Source organism: Streptomyces sp. KM273126, from assembly GCF_004337435.2.
Classification (GTDB): Bacteria; Actinomycetota; Actinomycetes; order Streptomycetales; family Streptomycetaceae; genus Streptomyces; species Streptomyces acidicola.
This window is the reverse complement of record NZ_SJXB02000001.1, coordinates 3,902,989-3,920,319: the sequence shown is the minus strand read 5'-3', so window position 1 is coordinate 3,920,319 and position 17,331 is coordinate 3,902,989. Positions and strand designations below refer to the sequence as shown.

Genomic DNA, 17,331 nt, shown 5'->3' with positions numbered 1-17,331 from the left:
TGCAGATAGGACGGGTAGGGGCGGCGGGGGCGAAAACAACCCCACGCCGCCCCGAACACACCGGCTCCTAGAACCCCGCCGGCTCCGTATAGACCCCCCACTCCTCCCGGAGGGCATCGCAGATCTCGCCCAGCGTCGCCTCCGCACGCACCGCATCCAGCATGGGCCCGATCATGTTGGCCCCACCCCGCGCGGCCACGAGCATCGCCTCCAGCGCCCGCCGCACAGCCGCATCGTCGCGCGCCGCCTTGCGCGCCCCGAGCACCCGCACCTGCTCCCGCTCCACCTCGTGGCTGACCCGCAGGATCTCCAGGTCGCCGGTGACCGACCCGGTGTGGACGTTCACGCCCACCACCTTCTTCTCGTCCTTCTCCAGAGCCTGCTGGTAACGGAACGCGGACTCGGCGATCTCGCCCGTGAACCAGCCGTCCTCGATCCCGCGCAGGATGCCGGAGGTGACCGGACCGATGGGATGCCGCCCGTCCGGGTGCGCCCGCAGCCCCCGCTCCTTGATCTGGTCGAAGATCTTCTCCGCGTCCGCCTCGATCCGGTCCGTCAGCTGCTCGACGTACCAGGAGCCGCCCAACGGGTCCGCGACGTTGCCGACGCCGGTCTCCTCCATCAGTACCTGCTGTGTGCGCAGCGCGATCTCCGCCGCCTGCTCGGAGGGGAGCGCCAGGGTCTCGTCCAGCGCGTTGGTGTGCAGCGAGTTCGTCCCGCCCAGCACCGCCGCGAGCGCCTCCACCGCCGTACGCACCACGTTGTTGTACGGCTGCTGGGCCGTCAGCGAGACACCCGCGGTCTGCGTGTGGAAGCGGAGCCACTGCGCCCGCTCCGACTTCGCGCCGTACACGTCCCGCATCCATCGCGCCCAGATCCTGCGCGCCGCACGGAACTTGGCGATCTCCTCGAAGAAGTCCACGTGCGCGTCGAAGAAGAAGGACAGCCCTGGCGCGAAGACATCCACGTCCAGGCCGCGGGACAGGCCCAGTTCCACGTACCCGAACCCGTCCGCCAGCGTGTACGCCAGCTCCTGCGCGGCCGTCGACCCGGCCTCGCGGATGTGGTAGCCGGAGACCGAGAGGGGCTTGTACGCGGGGATGTGGGACGCGCAGTGCTCCATCAGGTCGCCGATGAGGCGCAGATGCGGCTCGGGCTGGAAGAGCCACTCCTTCTGCGCGATGTACTCCTTGAATATGTCGGTCTGGAGCGTGCCGTTCAGCACCGTCGGGTCCACGCCCTGGCGCTCGGCCGCCACCAGGTACATGCAGAAGACGGGTACGGCCGGACCGCTGATCGTCATGGACGTCGTCACGTCGCCCAGCGGGATGTCCTTGAAGAGGACCTCCATGTCGGCCGCCGAGTCGATCGCCACCCCGCAGTGTCCGACCTCGCCGAGCGAGTGCCGGTCGTCGGAGTCACGGCCCATGAGCGTCGGCATGTCGAACGCCACCGACAGGCCCCCGCCGCCGTTCGCGAGGATCATCTTGTAGCGCTCGTTCGTCTGCTCGGCGTTTCCGAACCCGGCGAACTGCCGGATCGTCCACGTCCGCCCTCGATAGCCGGTCGGATAGAGCCCGCGGGTGAAGGGGTACTCCCCGGGCCAGCCGATCCGCTCGAAGCCCTCATAGGCGTCCCCCTGACGGGGACCGTACACGGGCTCCACCGGATCACCGGAGAGCGTCGTGAAGTCGGCCTCGCGCTTGCGCGCGGCGTCGTAACGGGCCTGCCAGCGTCGGCGGCCCTCCTCGATGGCGTCAGCGTCCATGGCTCCAATTTACTTGGACGTCCAAGTAAATGTCGACAGCTGACCGCCGCACGCGCATCCGTACGGCGGTAGGGGTCAGGCCTTGACGGCCGCGGGAGCGTCCTCCGCGATCTTCGCCTCGACCTCCTGGCTGACCTTGCGCTCCACGAAGAAGGCGGCCGTCGGGACCGTACCCGCCAGCAGCACCCACAGCTGCTTGCCGACCGGCCACTTCGCCTTGGAGCCCAGGTCGAAGGCGCAGACCAGGTACACGACGTACAGCCAGCCGTGCGCGAGGCTGACGACGTACGTGAAGTCCGCGGCCCCGTCCAGTTCGAGCCCGTACTTGGCGATCATGCCGAGGGTCAGCAGGATCAGCAGCACACCGGTGACGTAGGCCATGACGCGGTAGCGGGTCAGCACGCTCTTTTTCATGGGTACGAGCGTAACCACCGGTTTCGTACGGTCTTCGGGCGCCCCCGGGCCCCAGGACCCTACTCCTCCTCGAAGTCCTGCGCGGCCACCCGGAGGGGCCGGAGCATCGCGAAGATCTCCCGGCACTCCTCCGCGTCGTACGCGCCGAGCCCGAAGTCCATCGCCATCAGGTCGCGGGTGGCGGCCTCGCAGACCTCGCGGCCCTTATCGGTGATGGAGGCGAGCGTGCCGCGGCCGTCGTTGGGGTTCGGCCGTTTGTCGACGAGACCGGACTTCACCAGGCGGTCCACGGTGTTCGTGACCGACGTGGGGTGCACCATGAGCCGCTCACCGATCTTGGACATCGGCAGCTCGCCCTTCTGCGAGAAGGTGAGCAGCACCAGCGCCTCGTAGCGCGCGAAGGTCAGCTCGTACGGCTTGACGACCGCGTCGACCTCGGCGAGCAGGATCTGTTGCGCTCGCATGATCGAGGTGATCGCCGCCATGGACGGGACGTTCCCCCAGCGCTGCTTCCAGTGTTCGTCGGCGCGGGCGATGGGATCGAAGGAGAGGCTGAGCGGCTTCGGCACGGCATCGACCTTACCGGCCGGTTATATGGCGGTCAGCCCCGCCTCGTCCGTCGGTCTCCGGTCTCGCCGCCTTTCCTGCGCCTTTCCCCCGCCGTTCCCGCGCCTTTCCCGCGCGGCGCCCCGGTGTCGTATCCGAGTCACTCAGGCCCTCTGTGGAACCATGGGCGACCGAATCATCACTGTTTGCCTGAAATCGTCACTCATTGTCACCACCTCAGGGAACCTAGGGAGCAGCATGTCCCGGCTGATCCGTAACCTCGCGGCACTCGCGGCGCTCGGACTCGCGGCGGGCTGCTCGTCCGGGCCCGTGGACGGCGGAGCGTCGGCCGTCGCCGGCGGTACCACCGCGAAGGCCGCCAGGAAGGCCAGTCCGGCCCCCGGGTCGCCGTTCTGGGTCGATCCGTCCAGCCCGGCGGCCCTGCAGATGCGGCTCTGGCAGCGGCAGGGCCGGACGGAGGACGCCGAGTTGCTCAAGCGGATCGCGGACCAGCCGGCCGCGCTGTGGCCCGCGGGCGACGACCCGGCGCCGGCGATCAGGAAGGCCACGAAGGCGGCGGAGGAGGAGGGCCGCACGGCGCTGTTCGTCGCCTACAACATCCCCCACCGCGACTGCGGCCAGCACTCAGCGGGCGGCGCGTACGACGCGGCCGCCTACCGCGACTGGATCGACCGGTTCGCCCACGCCATCGGGGGCAGCAAGGCGCTGGTCGTTCTCGAACCGGACGCGGTGGCCCACATCGTGGACGGGTGCACGCCGCGCAGGTACCACGCGGAACGCGAGCAGCTGCTGCGCGAGGCGATCGACCGGCTGAAGGCGCAGCCCCGCACGAAGGTGTACCTGGACGCGGGCAACCCGACCTGGATCCAGGAGCACTGGAGGATGGCGGGGCCGCTGCGGCGCGCCGGCATCGCCGATGCGGACGGCTTCTCCCTCAACGTCTCCAACTTCCAGACCGACACGGCCACCAAGACGTACGGCCTGCGACTGTCCTCAAGGCTCGGCGGGAAGCACTTCGTCGTCGACAGCAGCCGCAACGGCAACGGCCCGCTGAACGGCGACCGCGGCACGGCCTGGTGCAACCCGCCGGGCCGCGCCCTGGGCACCCGCCCGACGACCGAGACCGGCGAACCCGCCCTCGACGCCTATCTGTGGATCAAGCGCCCCGGGGAGTCGGACGGCGAGTGCCGGGGCGGTCCCGCGGCCGGCACCTGGTGGCCGTCCTACGCCCTGGGGCTGGCCCGCAACTCCAAGGCGTAGTACGCGACTTCCCCACCTTCCCCCCACCTTTCCCCCCTCGTAACGCTCCTACTTGACCTGGATCCACCTGGCCTCCGACGGCGTGCCCTGCGCGTCCGTCACGAAGAGCATGTACCAGCCGGGCGGCACCAGGGTGCGGTCCCGCGGCACGTCCACCGTGATCGAGTCCCTGGTCCGGGTGAGTCCGAGGGCGATGGACCGCTGCTCCACGTCCGTGGTGTGGGTGACCGCGCTGGGCCGCATCAGCCGGGCCCTGGTGATGCGCTCCGGGTGGTCGCCGGCGAAGGTGGCCCGGCCGCGCCGGTCGGTCTCCTCGGGGCCGTCGCCGAGGACGGGACGGTTTCTGCCGTTCTTGTGGAGTGCGGGCGGGGTGTAGATCTCCATGCGCTGCTCGAAGTGGCCGAGCTTGGTGTTCTGCTGGTCGTCGTAGAGCGGGTCGGAGCCGAACGTGGCGATCCGGCCGTCGGGCAGGAGCAGGGCCTCGGAGTGGTAGTTGCGGCCGACCCTGGGTGCGGCGGCGGGCCGGAACACGTTGGTCTTCGGGTCGTAGAACTGGGCCTTGAGGATGTTGCTGGCGCTGCGGCCTCGGTAGCCGCTGGAGCCGTTGGTGGTGAAGACCGAGTCGTCCGGCATGATCACGCTGTTGAGGTAGCGGGTGCCCTGGGGCAGGTCGGGGCCGTTCTCGAACGCGGGGCGGGCCTTCGTCAGGTCGACGACCGCGGTGCGCCGGGTCGACTTCTTCGACTCCCCGACGCCTCCGCCGCCGAGGATCATCACCTTCTGGTCCTGGGCGGGCGGCAGGAGCAGGGAGGACGATGTCTCCGTCTGGTCCAGGTCCTTCAGACCGGGCACCCGCTCGAACTTGTTGGTTCTCAGGTCCCACAGCCCGGGCACGCGGCCCTTGTCGGCGGGTCCGTACCCGGCGTTGGACGCGGGGTAGAAGAGCTTGCCGCCCTTGGTGAGGAAGAGGGCGGGGTAGGTCGGGAAGTACCGCTTGGGGCCGGGCCTCCACTTCTTGGTCTCCGGGTCGTAGATCTCGTTGTCGCCCGGGTCGACCACGCCGACGTCGTCGAGTCCGGAGACGGCGAGGACGCGCCCGTCCTGCAGCCCCACGAGAGTCGGGTACCAGCGGGCCTTGTCCATGGGGTCGACGGGGACGTACTTCTCGGCCTTCGGGTCGAACTCGTACGCCGCCCTGATCCCCTGGAAGTCCTGCTTGTCCAGGGTGATCTTCTCGGAGATGCCGTACGTGTTGGCCGCCGCCCGGCCCTTGAGGCCGACGATCTCGTACTGGGCCTGCTTGTCGGTGACCGATCGCGGCCCCTCCTCGACCGCCTCCACCCAGACGCGGGCCTCACTCGCGGTGACCTTCGTCCTCCAGGGCTGCATGACGCCGTCGTCGTCGTAGGTGACGTCGAAGGTGCGCTTGGCCTTCGGCACGGTCACGTCGAACCGGCTGACGTACTCGATGCCGGCCGGCGAGCGGAAGCGCGTCCCCTTCTTCAGCACCACGGCCCTGTCGGGGCTCTCGTTCTTGATCCGCATCCCGCCGCCGGCCCGTTTCACCTCGCCGTCGAGCAGCTCGTAACGGGCGGTGCCGCCGGCCACCAGGAGGCGGCCGTCGGGGAGTTGGGCGTGTCCGGCGCAGAAGAAGTCCTCGGGGGTGGGGATCTTCTTGAAGGTGTTCTTCTTCGGGTCCCACAGGACGGTGTCGAACGACCCTTCGTCGAATTTCTTCTGCTCGTTCCCCGACCCCGCGACGATCAGCACCTTGCCGGTGTGCAGGAGGGCCGCGTGGATGGCGTTCGTGCGGTACTTCTCGGGGATGTCGACCTGGGACCAGGAGCCGTACTGAGCCCTGTAGACGGGCTGCGCGATCTTCCAGTCGTGGTACTTCTCCTGCGCGAAGCCCACGGCGGCGGGGGCGTTGAGCCCGAGGAGCAGGCCGACGCCGCCGATTCTCAGCAGGGTCTTCCTGGTGGTGTTGGTGTTCCTTGTCCGCATGGTCCGTTCCAGAGGCTTGTGGGCCATGGTCTAGGTGCCCCCTGTTCTGGTGCTGGAGATCGTGGCGCCGGGCTGGGCGGCGGCGCCGGGAACGGGCACCAGGGCGGTGCCGGAGAGGGCGCCCGGAAGCGGGACGGTGCCCTGAAGCGTGGGGCTGTGAACCGTGGTGCCCACGACGGTGATTCCGTGGAACGTGGTGCTGGAGACCGTGGTGCTGGGGACCCTGATGCTGGAGATCGTGATGCTTGGGATGGTGGTCCTGGGAGCGGGAGCGGTCGCCGGAACGGGAGCAGGAGCGGGAGCGTGAGCGGCAGCGGTCGTCGGAACCGGAGCAGGAGCGGCAGCGGTCGTCGGAGAGGGAGCGGAAGCGGGCGTGGGGGCGGGGGTGCGTGCGGGCGGCGGGACTTCCGGAGCGAGGGCGACGGGTGCGACCGGCGTGGCGGTGCGCTGCTTCTGTCGTGCGGCGTCCGCCCGGCGGGCCAGGCTCCCTTCGACGGTCCACACCGCGACCGGCGCGAGCGAGACCACCAGCGCGAGGACGGCCCAGGTGTGCAGGGCCACATGGCTGTGGTCGAGGAAGGCCGACGCGACCAGCGAGGACGCGAGGACCGCCGCCCAGAACAGGTGGACACGGAACGTCAGCAGCCGGTCCGGGCTGGCGCCGTCTCCCTTCGGGGTGACGACGAAACGGCAGGGCCGGCGGAGCACGGCGGCGGCGAGGGACCTGAGGTAGATGGGTGCGGAGAGCGCCGACATCGCCATCCCGGCGAGACCGCCCGAGCCCTCCGGTTCGTGCGGCGAGACGTTGTGCCGCCGGTTCCACAGATAGAGCCCGATCTGGAGGGCGGCGGCGTCGCTGTAGAGCATCAGCCACACGGAGGCGGCGACCTGGGTGCCGGACGCGCCGAACCACAGGAACAGTGCGCAACTGAGGATGCCCAGGAACCAGTTGACGGCTGACATCGGGTAGTAGACGAGCATCAGCGTGTACGAGAAGAAGCGGCCGGGCGGCATGGTGAACGGTGCCTTCCAGTACTGCTTGAGGAGCGTCTCGTACGTCCCGCGCGACCAGCGCATCTGCTGGGTGAAGAAGTCGGTCCAGGAGGCGGGGCCCTCGCCGACGGCCAGGACGTCGGGCGTGTAGACGGACCGCCAGTACCTGCGGGTCTCCGGGTTGCGGCGCCGGTGCAACTCGAAGCCGGTGGCCATGTCCTCGGTGATGGAGTCGTACAGACCGCCGATCTGCCGGACCGCCGAGATCCGTACGACGTTGTTGGTGCCGACGAACATGGGGGCGCGGTAGCGGTTGCCGGCGCGCTGGATGAGGGCGTGAAAGAGGAACTGTTGGGACTCGGCGGCCTTGGTGACAGGGCTGTCGTAGTTGCCGTACACCTGGGGCCCGACGACGAAGGCGACATCCGGATCCCGGAAGTACCCCATCATCCGTTCGAGGAAAATGGGGAGCGGGACGTGGTCGGTGTCCACGGAGGCGAAGAAGTCGTAGTCGTCGCCGTGCACCGTGATCCACGCGTTGTAGTTGCCGTGCTTGGTGCGGGCCTTGTGGACGCCCTTGGGGCGGTTCCACTCGGGCACGCCGTGCCGGGTGAAGTGCCGTACCCCGAGTTCGGCGCACAGGGCCTTGGCCTGCTCGTCGTCGCCCTCGTCGAGGAGCCAGACGTCGACGGGGCCGGTGTGGTGGATGCCGACGGCTCCTTCGAGGGTGGCGCGGACCATGGCGAGGGGCTCTTTGCCCGGGACGTACGTGGTGAGGAAGGCGACACGGGTGCCCTGTTCCGGAACGACGGGGACGGGATCGCGGGCGACCATCGTGGCGTGGGCGATGGAGATGACGTTCACGAGCATGAAGAACTCGATCAGGCCGACGCACACGAGCATCGTGATGTCGAGGCCGATCAACCATGCTTCGGCGCCCTCGCGTTCGACCCAGTGGGTGGGCCAGACGAGGTAGACGAGGAGCACGCCCGTGAGGACGGGCGCGAGGGTCATCAACAGGACGGCGCGTAAGGGGTGGGGTTCGCGAGCGAGGAGCTTGACGTACTGCACCCGGTACGGCACGGCCCCGGACGGGTCCGTGGCCCTTGACGGCTCCGTGAGTGGCTCTGTGAGCGGTCCGGCCAGTTGGCTGTAGGTGTCGTAGTCGTAGCCCTCGGGCCGCACAGCGCCCTCCAGAGATCAGAAAAGACGATTTCCATACGCGTGCACAATATCCACACAAAGTTGGACTTTTGGGTGCACGTCGCCCTGGAAACCTCCGAAAGGAGGTGTGCGGGGGCCTCCGGCGGTTGGGCCGGGGGTGGAGTGGGCGCCTGGGGTTCGGGGCGCCTTTTGGTCGTGGGGGTTCGCGTCACCTACGCGCGTGTCGTGGGTCGGGGGTGTGTCGGGGGTCTCCGTCCTCGGTCCGGCGGTTCCGGGGTGTGGTGAGGATGCCCGGCGGCGGACGCCGGCCGCTGCGGGCGGACACCCCCGACACACCCCTACCGCGCGTACGCGACTGCCGGGCGCGTCGGGGCGACGGTGCATGAGGGGCGCGCCCGTACGTTCCAGGGGGCGCAGGGGCACGCGGGACCGCCGGGCGCGTCCGCGCTCTTCAGGGGCACGCGGGCCCGCTGGGCGCGCCCGTGTCTTTCAGGGGCACGGGGGCACGCGGGGCCGCCGGGCGCGCCCATGCCTTTTAGGGGCGCGGGGAACTGCGCGACCAGCCACACACAACCCGCAGCCGCCCACCGACAGGAACCCGGCAGACGAGACGCCCCCAGCCACCCCGCGGCAGCGGTCCGGCGGCCCGACAGTCACGTCAAGAAGACAGATGCCGCTCCACCGTCGCCACCTTCGACGTCAGACCGTCCGTGACGCCGGGCCGGATGTCGGCCTTCAGGACCAGGGAGACACGAGGCGCCCGCTCCTCGACCGCGGCGACGGCGCGCTTCACGACGTCCATCACCTCGTCCCACTCACCCTCGATCGAGGTGAACATCGCGTCGGTACGGTTGGGCAGCCCGGACTCGCGGACGACCCGGACCGCTTCGGCGACGTACTCCCCGACATCCTCACCGACACCCAGCGGCGTCACGGAGAAGGCGACGATCATGCGTTGACGGTCCCTTCCTTACGGGCACGGGAGGCGATCACCGCGTCCTCGGCCTCACGGCGCAGCTTGCGCTCGGCGAAGAAACCGCCGGCGGGGAGGACGGAGAGGACGAAGTAGAGGGCGGCGGTCTTCACGGACCACTTCGTGCGGTTCCAGGCGTCGGCCCAGAAGATCACGTACAGGATGAAGAGGATGCCGTGGATCATGCCCATCGCCGGCACCGCGTTGAAGTCCGTGGTCCGCTTCAGCACCGAGCAGACGAGCAGGAGCAGGAAGGACACCGCCTCGGGGGCGGAGACGAGGCGCAGGCGGCGGAGGGCGGAGGCGGTCTTTATGTCCACGGGTCACCTTCGGTGGGAGAGTGGTCGAGCCTTGTGAACGCAAGCACAAGCGCCCCCATTGTGGCATCCGCAACCCGTACGGCCGGGGAGGGGGTGACCATTCGGCCGCTGTCGGCGCGCCGGGGTTTCCGCTCTCCTCGCGGCCGTCACCCTTAAGGGTCGTCTCGGGGTGGAGATCCACCCTGGGGCCCTGTCCTGTCGGCCCTGGCTGCGGCTACCTTCACTGCGTGGCGATGTTTCGACTTCAAGGCAGCAAGGTGCTCGCCGTCGACATGACCGGGGACGCCGTGAAGGCGAAGAACGGCTCGATGGTCGCGTACGACGGGCAGATGGCCTTCAAGAAGATGAGCGGCGGCGGGGAGGGGATCCGGGGGATGGTGACCCGGCGTCTCACCGGTGAGCAGATGACCGTGATGGAGGTGAAGGGGCACGGGACGTGCTGGTTCGCGGACCGGGCCTCCGAGATCAATCTCGTGAATCTCCAGGGCGACAAGCTGTACGTCGAGTCGAGCAACCTGCTCGCGACGGACGCGGGGCTGAGGACCGGGACCTCCTTCACGGGGCTGCGCGGGGCCTCGCAGGGGAACGGGCTGTTCACGACCAGCGTCGAGGGGCACGGGCAGGCGGCGATCATGTCCGACGGGCCGGCCGTGGTGCTGCGGGTGAGCTCGCAGTATCCGCTGGTCGTCGACCCGGGTGCGTACATCGCGCATCAGGGGAACGTGCGGCAGTCCTTCCAGTCCGGCGTGACGTTCCGCACGTTCATGGGTGAGGGCGGCGGCGAGGCCTTCCAGATCCGGTTCGAGGGGGACGGCCTGGTGTACGTGCAGCCGAGTGAGCGGAACACGATCGCGGGGGATGCGTGACATGCCCTTTCGTGAGATCAACTCGAAGATGATCGAGGCCACGATCGCCCCGGGGCAGCGACTCTTCAGTCAGCGCGGGGCGATGCTCGCCTACAAGGGCGAGGTGTCCTTCACGCCCAACATGCAGGGCGGTCAGGGCGGGATCATGTCGATGATCGGCCGCCGGGTGGCGGGCGAGGCCACACCGCTGATGACCGTGGAGGGCAGCGGCACGGTGCTCTTCGGGCACGGCGGCCACCACATCCAGGTGATCGAGCTCGCCGGTGACACGCTGTACGTCGAGGCGGACCGTCTCCTCGCCTTCGACGGCACGCTGCAGCAGGGCACGATGTTCATGGGTTCGCAGGGCGGGGTCATGGGCATGGTGCGGGGCCAGGTGACGGGACAGGGCCTGTTCACGACCACGCTGGCGGGGCACGGCTCCGTCGCCGTGATGGCGCACGGCGGCGTCATCGAGGTTCCCATCGCCCCGCAGCGACCGGTGCACGTCGATCCGCAGGCGTACGTGGCGCACCACGGCGACGTACGGAACAAGCTGTCCACCGCGCTCGGCTGGCGCGACATGGTGGGCCGCGGCTCGGGTGAGGCGTTCCAGCTGGAGCTGAGCGGCAGTGGCGCGGTGTACGTCCAGGCCTCGGAGGACAAACTGTGACCCCTCGTTCTCGCGTGCGACAGGGGTTCCCGCGACGGGAGTTCCCGGCTCACGTCGCATGTCCGCTGAGCACACGAACGCGTCTTACGGGATCATCGGCAGATCGCGCAAACATTCCAGGCGGTGACTCAGCGTGAGTGCATACGGAGCCCCCGGCGGTCCGGTGGTCCACGACCCGATGACGCTGCCAGTCGACGACAACGTCAACCACTACACCTTCTGCGTGGAGCTCAAGGGGAGCCAGTGGTTCCTGCAGAAGGGGAAGATGATCGCCTACTACGGGGCGATCGACTTCAACGGGATCGGGCACGGCCGGCTGGACCGTCTCGTCCGTACTTCGTTCCATTCGCCTCTGCACGCGAGCGACTGGGTCGTGGCGGAGGGCTCGGGCAAGATGCTCCTCGCCGACCGGGCCTTCGACGTGAACTCGTACGACCTGGACGAGGGCAACCTGACCATTCGCTCGGGCAACCTGCTCGCTTTTCAGCCAAGCCTGTCGCTCAAGCAGTCGATCGTGCCGGGCTTTCTCACGCTGATCGGAACCGGAAAGTTCGTGGCCGCCTCGAACGGTCCGGTGGTGTTCATGGAACCGCCGATCCGGGTCGACCCGCAGGCCCTGGTCGGCTGGGCCGACTGCCCCTCGCCCTGCCACCACTACGACCACGAGTACATGACGGGCGTGATGGGCGGTCTACGTGCGATGACGGGCATCGGCGGCGCCTCCGGCGAGGAGCACCAGTTCGAGTTCGTCGGGGCGGGCACCGTGCTCCTGCAGTCCTCGGAGGCCCTGATGGCGGAGCAGGCCACCGGAGCCGTCCCGCACGAGCCGGGCGTGCCGGGTTCCGGAGGGGCGCCAGGCCAGCACGGGCAGCACGGACAGCAGGCGGGCGCACCGCGCCTTCCCGGACAGCTCGGAGATCTCCAACGTCGCTTCGGGCTGTGAGCGGTAGTCTGCGGAGTGTGACATCGAACGCGTGCACCCAGTCACAAACCCCGTCACACAGTGCTCACTAGTTCGCCTTTCAACCTCTTAGGTAGACTTCATTCATGGAGACCGAGACGGCCACGCGCTGGCTGACCGATGCGGAGCAGTGCGCTTGGCGCACCCACCTGGACGTCAACAGGCTCTTGACGCACCAGCTCGAAAGGGATCTGCAGCCGTTCGGCCTGACAATGAACGACTACGAGATCCTGGTGAACCTCTCGGAGTCGGAGGCCATGCGGATGCGGATGAGCGACCTCGCGTCCGCCACCCTCCAGTCCAAGAGCCGCCTCTCGCACCAGATCACCCGCATGGAGAACGCGGACTTGGTACGGCGTGAGAACTGCGAGTCGGACCGCCGAGGGCTGTACGCGGTACTCACCGAGCACGGCCGGGAGACGATGCAGAAGGTCGCGCCGCATCATGTGGCGTCCGTGCGCAGGCACTTCATCGATCTGCTGCCGCCCGAGGCGATGGAGCAGCTGCACGAGTCGCTGACGCCCATCGCGCAGCACCTGCGGGGGCATCGGGGCAAGCCGTGACGCTCCGCTGAGAGCGGGTTGGGGAACTGCCGGTTGTCGGTTCGCTGCGGGTCAGTTGTGGCTGGCCGCTCCCCCACTCTTGGCTGCGCTCGAGCGGGGGGACCCCCATCGCGGCGGAGCCGCACATCGGCACTGCCTCGCGCCCCTTCAGGGCGCGGTCGGCACCCTCAGTTCGAAGAGTGCTCCGCCCTGTGGCGCTTCCCCGGCCCTGAGGGTGCCCCCGTGCCGTACGGCGATGTCGCGAGCTATCGCCAGGCCCAGGCCGGCTCCGCCGTCGTCGCGACTGCGGGACTCGTCCAGCCGGACGAAGCGCTCGAAGATCCGCTCGCGTTCCTCGGCCGGGACGCCCGAGCCGTCGTCGGCGACCCTGAGCACCACCCAGGTGCCCTCGGTGCGCAGGGCGACGTCGATACGGTCGCGGGCGTGCCGCTCGGCGTTGTCCAGCAGATTGGCGAGGACCCTCACCAGCTGGCCCCGGGATCCGGCCACCTCGGCGGAACCCACCCCGTCGAGGTGCACCCGGTCGCGCCCGCCGGCCTCTTCGCGGACCAGTTTCGCCAGGTCGAAGCGTGCGTCCTGCGGCCGCTCCCCCGCGTCCAGCCGCGCCAGCAGCAGCAGATCGGCCGCGAGCCGCTGCAGTCGTACGGTGTCCAGGACCGCGCCCTCCACGTCGAGCAACTCCGGGTGCGCGGCGCCCACTTCGAGCTGCGTGCGGAGCGAGGCGATGGGGCTGCGCAGTTCGTGGGAGGCGTCGGCGACGAAGCGGCGCTGGCGCTCCACGGACGTCTCCAGGGCGGCGAGGGTCTCGTTGGTGGTCCTGGCCAGCCGGGCGATCTCGTCGTGCGTGTCGGGCTCGGGCACCCGCCGGGAGAGGTCCTCCGAGGCCGTGATGGCGGCCATCTCGACCCGGATGCCCTCGACGGGCCGCAGTGCGCGCCGGGTGACGACGTATGTGGCGCAGCCCACGGTCACCAGCAGCAGCGGAAGACCGATCAGCATGGCCGTCTGCACCGTGCCGACGGCGCCCTCCTCCGCGGAGAGGGAGGCGCCCGCGTACACGGTCAGCGTGACCTTCTCGGACGTGGTCACGTCGACCGCGGCGATCCGGTAGTCAGCGGTGTGGCCGTCGACCGTCGCGGTGCCCGGCGTGATCGGTGCCTCCTCGGAGATCTCGCCGACGGCCGGGGGGTCGTCGTCATCGTCATCGTCCCGGTCCCGGCCTCGGCCCCGGCCCCGGTCCCGGCCCCCGTCGTCGGCGTCGTCATCGTCGTCACCGGTGGCGGGAGCAGCGCCGTCCGCCCGCCCCGAACCGGCCGGGGCCGGGGCCGGGCTCATGCTCTCGACGTCGTCGTCCCCCGCGACCACGCGCCCCTGCGGGTCCAGAACCTGGACCGGGCTGTCCCCGGCGTCGGGCAGGTCCAGTTCGGCGGACGGGACGCCGAACGCCAGGTCCAGGGCCACCTTTCGGGCCACGTTCGCGGCCCTGGCGTCGGCCTGGTCGATGAGGTTGGCCCGCAGGGCGAGCAGCACGGCGGTACCGGCGGCCACCAGGGCGACCGCGACGACCAGCGTGGCGTTGAGCGTGGCTCTGGCCCGTACGGACCCCAGACGGCGCCTCATCTCGTCTCCAGCCGGTATCCGGCCCCGCGCACGGTCTTGATGAGCCCGGCACCCAGCTTGCGTCGCAGGGTGCTGACGTACACCTCGACGATGTTCGGGTCGCCCTCGTACGCGAAGTCCCAGACGTGCTCCAGGATGTCGGCCTTCGAGACGACGTCGCCGGCCCGTACGACGAGTTGCTCCAGGACGGCGAACTCCTTGGCCGTGAGGACGGTCTCGTCCTCGCCGAGGAAGACCCGCCGGGCGGCGGTGTCGACCTTCAGCTTCCCGACCACATGCACGGGCGAGGCCCCGGCGGGCCCCCGGCGGCGCAGCAGCGCCTTCACGCGGGCGACGAGGACGACGTACGAGAAGGGCTTGGTCAGGTAGTCGTCGGCGCCCGTGTCGAGCCCTTCGGCCTCGTCGTACTCGCCGTCCTTGGCGGTGAGCATGAGGATCGGCACGTCGTGGCCGGCGGCTCGGAGGGTGGCGCACACGCGGTAGCCGTTCATGCCGGGCAGCATGATGTCGAGGATGACGAGGTCGTACGTCCCCTCGCCGGCCCGGTGCAGCCCGTCGATGCCGTCGTGCACGACGTCCACGGCGAAGCCCTCGGCCATGAGCCCCTTCGCGAGCGAAAGGGCCAGCCGCTTCTCGTCCTCCACGATCAACAGGCGCATGCGGACAGCGTCGCAAACCGAACCTGAAGGAGTCTTCAGGGGACTTCAGGTCGGCTTCAGCGTGCCTCGGCGAGATTGGTTCCCGTCGAAAGCGACCGCACCAGGTGGAAGCGGTCGCTTGATCCGTGAACGGGAGGAACCCCATGAAGCGCAACATCGTCATCGCCACCATCGCGGCCGCCGCCCTCGTCGGCGCCGGTACCGCGACCGCCCTCGCGGTCTCGGGCGACGACGAGGCGCCCGCGCAGCGGTCGAGCGTGCGGGTCCAGGACGACGACACCAACGAAACGGACGACAGGGACGACAGGGGCAACAGGGACGACAGGCACGATGCGGACGACAATGCCGAGGACGCCGCCGAGGCCAGGGCGGCGAAGGTCACGGCCGCCGAGGCGATCAAGGCCGCGCTGAGGGAGAAGTCCGGTACGGCAGTCGAGGCCGAACTCGAAAGCGAGGGCAAGAACCTCGTCTGGGAGATCGACGTCCTGTCCTCCGGGAACACCTGGTACACCGTCCATGTCGACCCGGGTACCGGCAAGGTGCTCGGCTCCCGCACCGAGCAGGAGGACGCCGACGACGCCGCCGAGGCCCGCGCCGCCCTCCAGAACAGCTCCGTCTCAGCCGCCGAGGCCGCGGAGGCCGTAGCCGCCAAGGGCACGGTCACGTCGGTCGAACTCGAAGACGAGGGGTCGGGCCACGGCTGGGACGTCGACACCACGGGAACCAACGGCGCGGAGAGCGAGTGGACCGTGAACCTGACCACAGCCAAGGTCACGGCGGACCGTTCGTCGGACGACTCGGACGACTGAGGGGGAGGGGTTTGTTTCGCCCCGCCGCCCCTACCCGTTCCCGTCCCCTGGGGGCTGCGCCCCCAGCCCCCGGCTATCGGCCTGAACGGCCTCGTCCTCAAACGCCGGACGGGCTGGGGGTGCCTGGCCTCGGCTGAAATCCCCCCGGCCCGGTCAGGGAAAACTCCAGCCCGACCGGGAAAAGTCCAGCCCGACGGGGAAAAGTCCAGCTCCGCCTCACACCATCCAGCGCCGCCTCACACCATCCGGCCCCGCCTCACACCATCCGGCCCCGCCTCACACCATCCAGCGCCCGCCCCGCACCACCGGCCCCGCCCCGCACCATCCAGCGCCCGCCCCGCACCACCCAGCCCCTCCGGCGTTTGAGGAGCGGGGGTCCGGGGGCTGGCCCCCGAAAACGGGGTCCGGGGCGAAGCCCCGAAGCAAGGGCCGGGGGCGAATCCCCTGAACCCGGGCCAGAGGGCGAATCCCCGAAGGCGGGCCAGGGGGCACCGCCCCGAAGTACGGGTCCGGGGCGCAGCCCCGGGATCGGAGGCGGGGGTCCAGGGGGCGCAGCCCCCTCGGCCGGGGTGAAGGGGCGAAGCCCCTCGGGATGGGACGGGTAGGGGCGGCGGGGGCGAGAACACCCCCCGCTCAGCCCTCCGTCAGGCCCGCCACCAGCTCGTCCGCCGCCCGGTACGGATCCAGCTCACCCGCCACGATCCGCTCCGCCAGCGCGCCCAGGTGACGGTCACCGTGCAGGTCGCCGATCCGCTCCCGCAGGGCCGTCACCGCTATGGTCTCGACCTCACGGGAGGCGCGGGACAGGCGCCGCTCCGCGAGCACCCCCCGCTCCTCCATCCAGGCCCGGTGCTTCTCCAGGGCCTCGACGACCTCGTCGAGGCCCTCACCCCGCACCGCGACCGTCTTCACGATCGGCGGCCGCCAGTCACCGGGACAGCGCGACTCGCCGAGCCCGAGCATGTGGTTCAGCTCACGGGCCGTCGCATCGGCACCGTCACGGTCGGCCTTGTTGACCACGTACACATCACCGATCTCCAGGATCCCGGCCTTCGCCGCCTGGATGCCGTCGCCCATGCCCGGTGCCAGGAGCACGACCGACGTGTCCGCCTGGGACGCGATCTCCACCTCCGACTGGCCCACGCCGACCGTCTCGACGAGGATCACGTCGCAGCCCGCCGCGTCCAGGACGCGGATCGCCTGCGGCGCAGCCCAGGCCAGCCCGCCGAGGTGCCCGCGCGTGGCCATGGAGCGGATGTACACGCCCGGGTCGGACGCGTGCTCCGACATACGGACGCGGTCACCCAGCAGCGCGCCGCCCGAGAACGGCGACGACGGGTCCACCGCCAGGACCCCGACCCGCTTGCCCTGCTTCCGGTACGCCGTCACCAGCGCGGACGTCGATGTCGACTTGCCGACACCCGGAGAGCCGGTCAGGCCCACCACGTACGCCCCGCCCGTCAGGGGCGCCAGCGCCGCCATGACCTCACGGAGCTGCGGGGACGCCCCCTCCACCAGCGAGATCAGCCTGGCCACGGCCCGCGGCCGGCCTTCCCTGGCCTGGGCTACCAGTGTGGGGACGTCCTGCATCACAGCTCCCGTTCAGTGAGTCCGAGTCCGGGTCGGTGAGATCCGGAGAATCCACAGCGATCAGAGAGACCAGCGAGGTCTACGAGACCAGCGAGGTCAGAGAGATCCGCGAGGTCAGCACGATCCGCGGTTGACGTACCGCGCCGCC

Annotated in this window: 16 protein-coding genes; 6 read left to right on the top strand and 10 right to left on the bottom strand. The window is 69.8% G+C overall.

Annotated features, from left to right (window positions below; translation table 11 throughout):
- Window positions 1-67: 67 nt before the first annotated feature.
- From E0500_RS16975 to E0500_RS16965, 3 genes are all read right to left on the bottom strand, one after another.
- Window positions 68-1,768 carry a methylmalonyl-CoA mutase gene (locus E0500_RS16975; RefSeq protein WP_131571423.1) on the bottom strand — a complete coding sequence of 567 codons (1,701 nt, stop codon included), beginning with the start codon at window positions 1,766-1,768 and terminating at the stop codon, window positions 68-70.
- Between the two features lie 75 nt (window positions 1,769-1,843).
- Window positions 1,844-2,182, bottom strand: coding sequence for a DUF3817 domain-containing protein (locus E0500_RS16970; protein ID WP_131571420.1), 339 nt, complete (start codon window positions 2,180-2,182; stop codon window positions 1,844-1,846).
- Window positions 2,183-2,241: 59 nt separating this feature from the next.
- Entirely contained in the window at window positions 2,242-2,751 is a 510-nt protein-coding gene (locus E0500_RS16965) for a MarR family winged helix-turn-helix transcriptional regulator (protein ID WP_131571417.1), read from the bottom strand.
- A 235-nt stretch (window positions 2,752-2,986) separates the two neighbouring features.
- Here E0500_RS16965 and E0500_RS16960 point away from each other — a divergent pair, with 235 nt between their 5' ends.
- Window positions 2,987-4,009 (top strand): glycoside hydrolase family 6 protein, encoded by a 1,023-nt coding sequence (locus E0500_RS16960; protein WP_131571415.1) that lies wholly within the window; start codon window positions 2,987-2,989, stop codon window positions 4,007-4,009.
- A gap of 48 nt (window positions 4,010-4,057) precedes the next feature.
- On the opposite strand, the gene E0500_RS16955 is transcribed toward E0500_RS16960, so the two are convergent.
- The 4 genes from E0500_RS16955 to E0500_RS16940 all read right to left on the bottom strand — a co-directional run bounded on the left by E0500_RS16955 (window position 4,058) and on the right by E0500_RS16940 (window position 9,463).
- Complete coding sequence (locus E0500_RS16955; RefSeq protein WP_258572810.1) at window positions 4,058-6,013, bottom strand: kelch motif-containing protein; 1,956 nt, start codon at window positions 6,011-6,013, stop codon at window positions 4,058-4,060.
- Between the two features lie 30 nt (window positions 6,014-6,043).
- Window positions 6,044-8,191, bottom strand: a complete 2,148-nt coding sequence (locus E0500_RS16950) for a cellulose synthase catalytic subunit (RefSeq protein ID WP_309505080.1) — start codon at window positions 8,189-8,191, stop codon at window positions 6,044-6,046.
- Window positions 8,192-8,828: 637 nt separating this feature from the next.
- On the bottom strand, window positions 8,829-9,122 hold the full coding sequence (locus E0500_RS16945) for an MTH1187 family thiamine-binding protein (protein WP_131571760.1): 294 nt from the start codon (window positions 9,120-9,122) through the stop codon (window positions 8,829-8,831).
- Window positions 9,119-9,463 carry a DUF3817 domain-containing protein gene (locus E0500_RS16940; RefSeq protein ID WP_131571757.1) on the bottom strand — a complete coding sequence of 115 codons (345 nt, stop codon included), beginning with the start codon at window positions 9,461-9,463 and terminating at the stop codon, window positions 9,119-9,121. Before E0500_RS16940 ends, E0500_RS16945 begins: the two co-directional genes overlap by 4 nt.
- 233 nt (window positions 9,464-9,696) lie before the next feature.
- On the opposite strand from E0500_RS16940, the gene E0500_RS16935 reads away from it, so the two are divergent.
- The 4 genes from E0500_RS16935 to E0500_RS16920 all read left to right on the top strand — a co-directional run bounded on the left by E0500_RS16935 (window position 9,697) and on the right by E0500_RS16920 (window position 12,505).
- On the top strand, window positions 9,697-10,329 hold the full coding sequence (locus tag E0500_RS16935) for an AIM24 family protein (protein WP_131571766.1): 633 nt from the start codon (window positions 9,697-9,699) through the stop codon (window positions 10,327-10,329).
- A 1-nt stretch (window position 10,330) separates the two neighbouring features.
- Window positions 10,331-10,981 (top strand): AIM24 family protein, encoded by a 651-nt coding sequence (locus E0500_RS16930; protein WP_131571763.1) that lies wholly within the window; start codon window positions 10,331-10,333, stop codon window positions 10,979-10,981.
- A gap of 133 nt (window positions 10,982-11,114) precedes the next feature.
- Window positions 11,115-11,924, top strand: coding sequence for an AIM24 family protein (locus E0500_RS16925; protein WP_131571754.1), 810 nt, complete (start codon window positions 11,115-11,117; stop codon window positions 11,922-11,924).
- Window positions 11,925-12,028: 104 nt separating this feature from the next.
- Window positions 12,029-12,505 (top strand): MarR family winged helix-turn-helix transcriptional regulator, encoded by a 477-nt coding sequence (locus E0500_RS16920; protein ID WP_131571751.1) that lies wholly within the window; start codon window positions 12,029-12,031, stop codon window positions 12,503-12,505.
- A gap of 147 nt (window positions 12,506-12,652) precedes the next feature.
- Here the strand turns inward: E0500_RS16920 and E0500_RS16915 are convergent, their stop codons facing one another.
- Entirely contained in the window at window positions 12,653-14,125 is a 1,473-nt protein-coding gene (locus tag E0500_RS16915; protein ID WP_131571749.1) for a cell wall metabolism sensor histidine kinase WalK, read from the bottom strand.
- Complete coding sequence (locus tag E0500_RS16910; RefSeq protein ID WP_131571746.1) at window positions 14,122-14,784, bottom strand: response regulator transcription factor; 663 nt, start codon at window positions 14,782-14,784, stop codon at window positions 14,122-14,124. The genes E0500_RS16915 and E0500_RS16910 overlap by 4 nt, the downstream gene beginning before the upstream one ends.
- A gap of 143 nt (window positions 14,785-14,927) precedes the next feature.
- Between E0500_RS16910 and E0500_RS16905 the strand changes: the two genes are divergently transcribed.
- A complete protein-coding gene (locus E0500_RS16905; RefSeq protein WP_131571743.1) occupies window positions 14,928-15,593 on the top strand; it encodes a PepSY domain-containing protein in 666 nt (221 codons plus the stop codon).
- A 633-nt stretch (window positions 15,594-16,226) separates the two neighbouring features.
- On the opposite strand, the gene meaB is transcribed toward E0500_RS16905, so the two are convergent.
- Window positions 16,227-17,183 (bottom strand): methylmalonyl Co-A mutase-associated GTPase MeaB, encoded by a 957-nt coding sequence (gene meaB / locus E0500_RS16900; RefSeq protein ID WP_131570369.1) that lies wholly within the window; start codon window positions 17,181-17,183, stop codon window positions 16,227-16,229.
- Between the last annotated feature and the right edge of the window lie 148 nt (window positions 17,184-17,331).

Bases quoted from the DNA above. Each gene is read 5' to 3' on its own strand.
- E0500_RS16970 (WP_131571420.1), bottom strand. From the start codon at position 2,182: ATGAAAAAGAGCGTGCTGACCCGCTACCGCGTCATGGCCTACGTCACC.
- E0500_RS16930 (WP_131571763.1), top strand. From the start codon at position 10,331: ATGCCCTTTCGTGAGATCAACTCGAAGATGATCGAGGCCACGATCGCC.
- E0500_RS16910 (WP_131571746.1), bottom strand. From the start codon at position 14,784: ATGCGCCTGTTGATCGTGGAGGACGAGAAGCGGCTGGCCCTTTCGCTC.
- E0500_RS16945 (WP_131571760.1), bottom strand. From the start codon at position 9,122: ATGATCGTCGCCTTCTCCGTGACGCCGCTGGGTGTCGGTGAGGATGTC.
- E0500_RS16960 (WP_131571415.1), top strand. From the start codon at position 2,987: ATGTCCCGGCTGATCCGTAACCTCGCGGCACTCGCGGCGCTCGGACTC.
- E0500_RS16975 (WP_131571423.1), bottom strand. From the start codon at position 1,768: ATGGACGCTGACGCCATCGAGGAGGGCCGCCGACGCTGGCAGGCCCGT.
- E0500_RS16905 (WP_131571743.1), top strand. From the start codon at position 14,928: ATGAAGCGCAACATCGTCATCGCCACCATCGCGGCCGCCGCCCTCGTC.
- meaB (WP_131570369.1), bottom strand. From the start codon at position 17,183: ATGCAGGACGTCCCCACACTGGTAGCCCAGGCCAGGGAAGGCCGGCCG.
- E0500_RS16935 (WP_131571766.1), top strand. From the start codon at position 9,697: ATGTTTCGACTTCAAGGCAGCAAGGTGCTCGCCGTCGACATGACCGGG.
- E0500_RS16915 (WP_131571749.1), bottom strand. From the start codon at position 14,125: ATGAGGCGCCGTCTGGGGTCCGTACGGGCCAGAGCCACGCTCAACGCC.
- E0500_RS16955 (WP_258572810.1), bottom strand. From the start codon at position 6,013: ATGCGGACAAGGAACACCAACACCACCAGGAAGACCCTGCTGAGAATC.
- E0500_RS16920 (WP_131571751.1), top strand. From the start codon at position 12,029: ATGGAGACCGAGACGGCCACGCGCTGGCTGACCGATGCGGAGCAGTGC.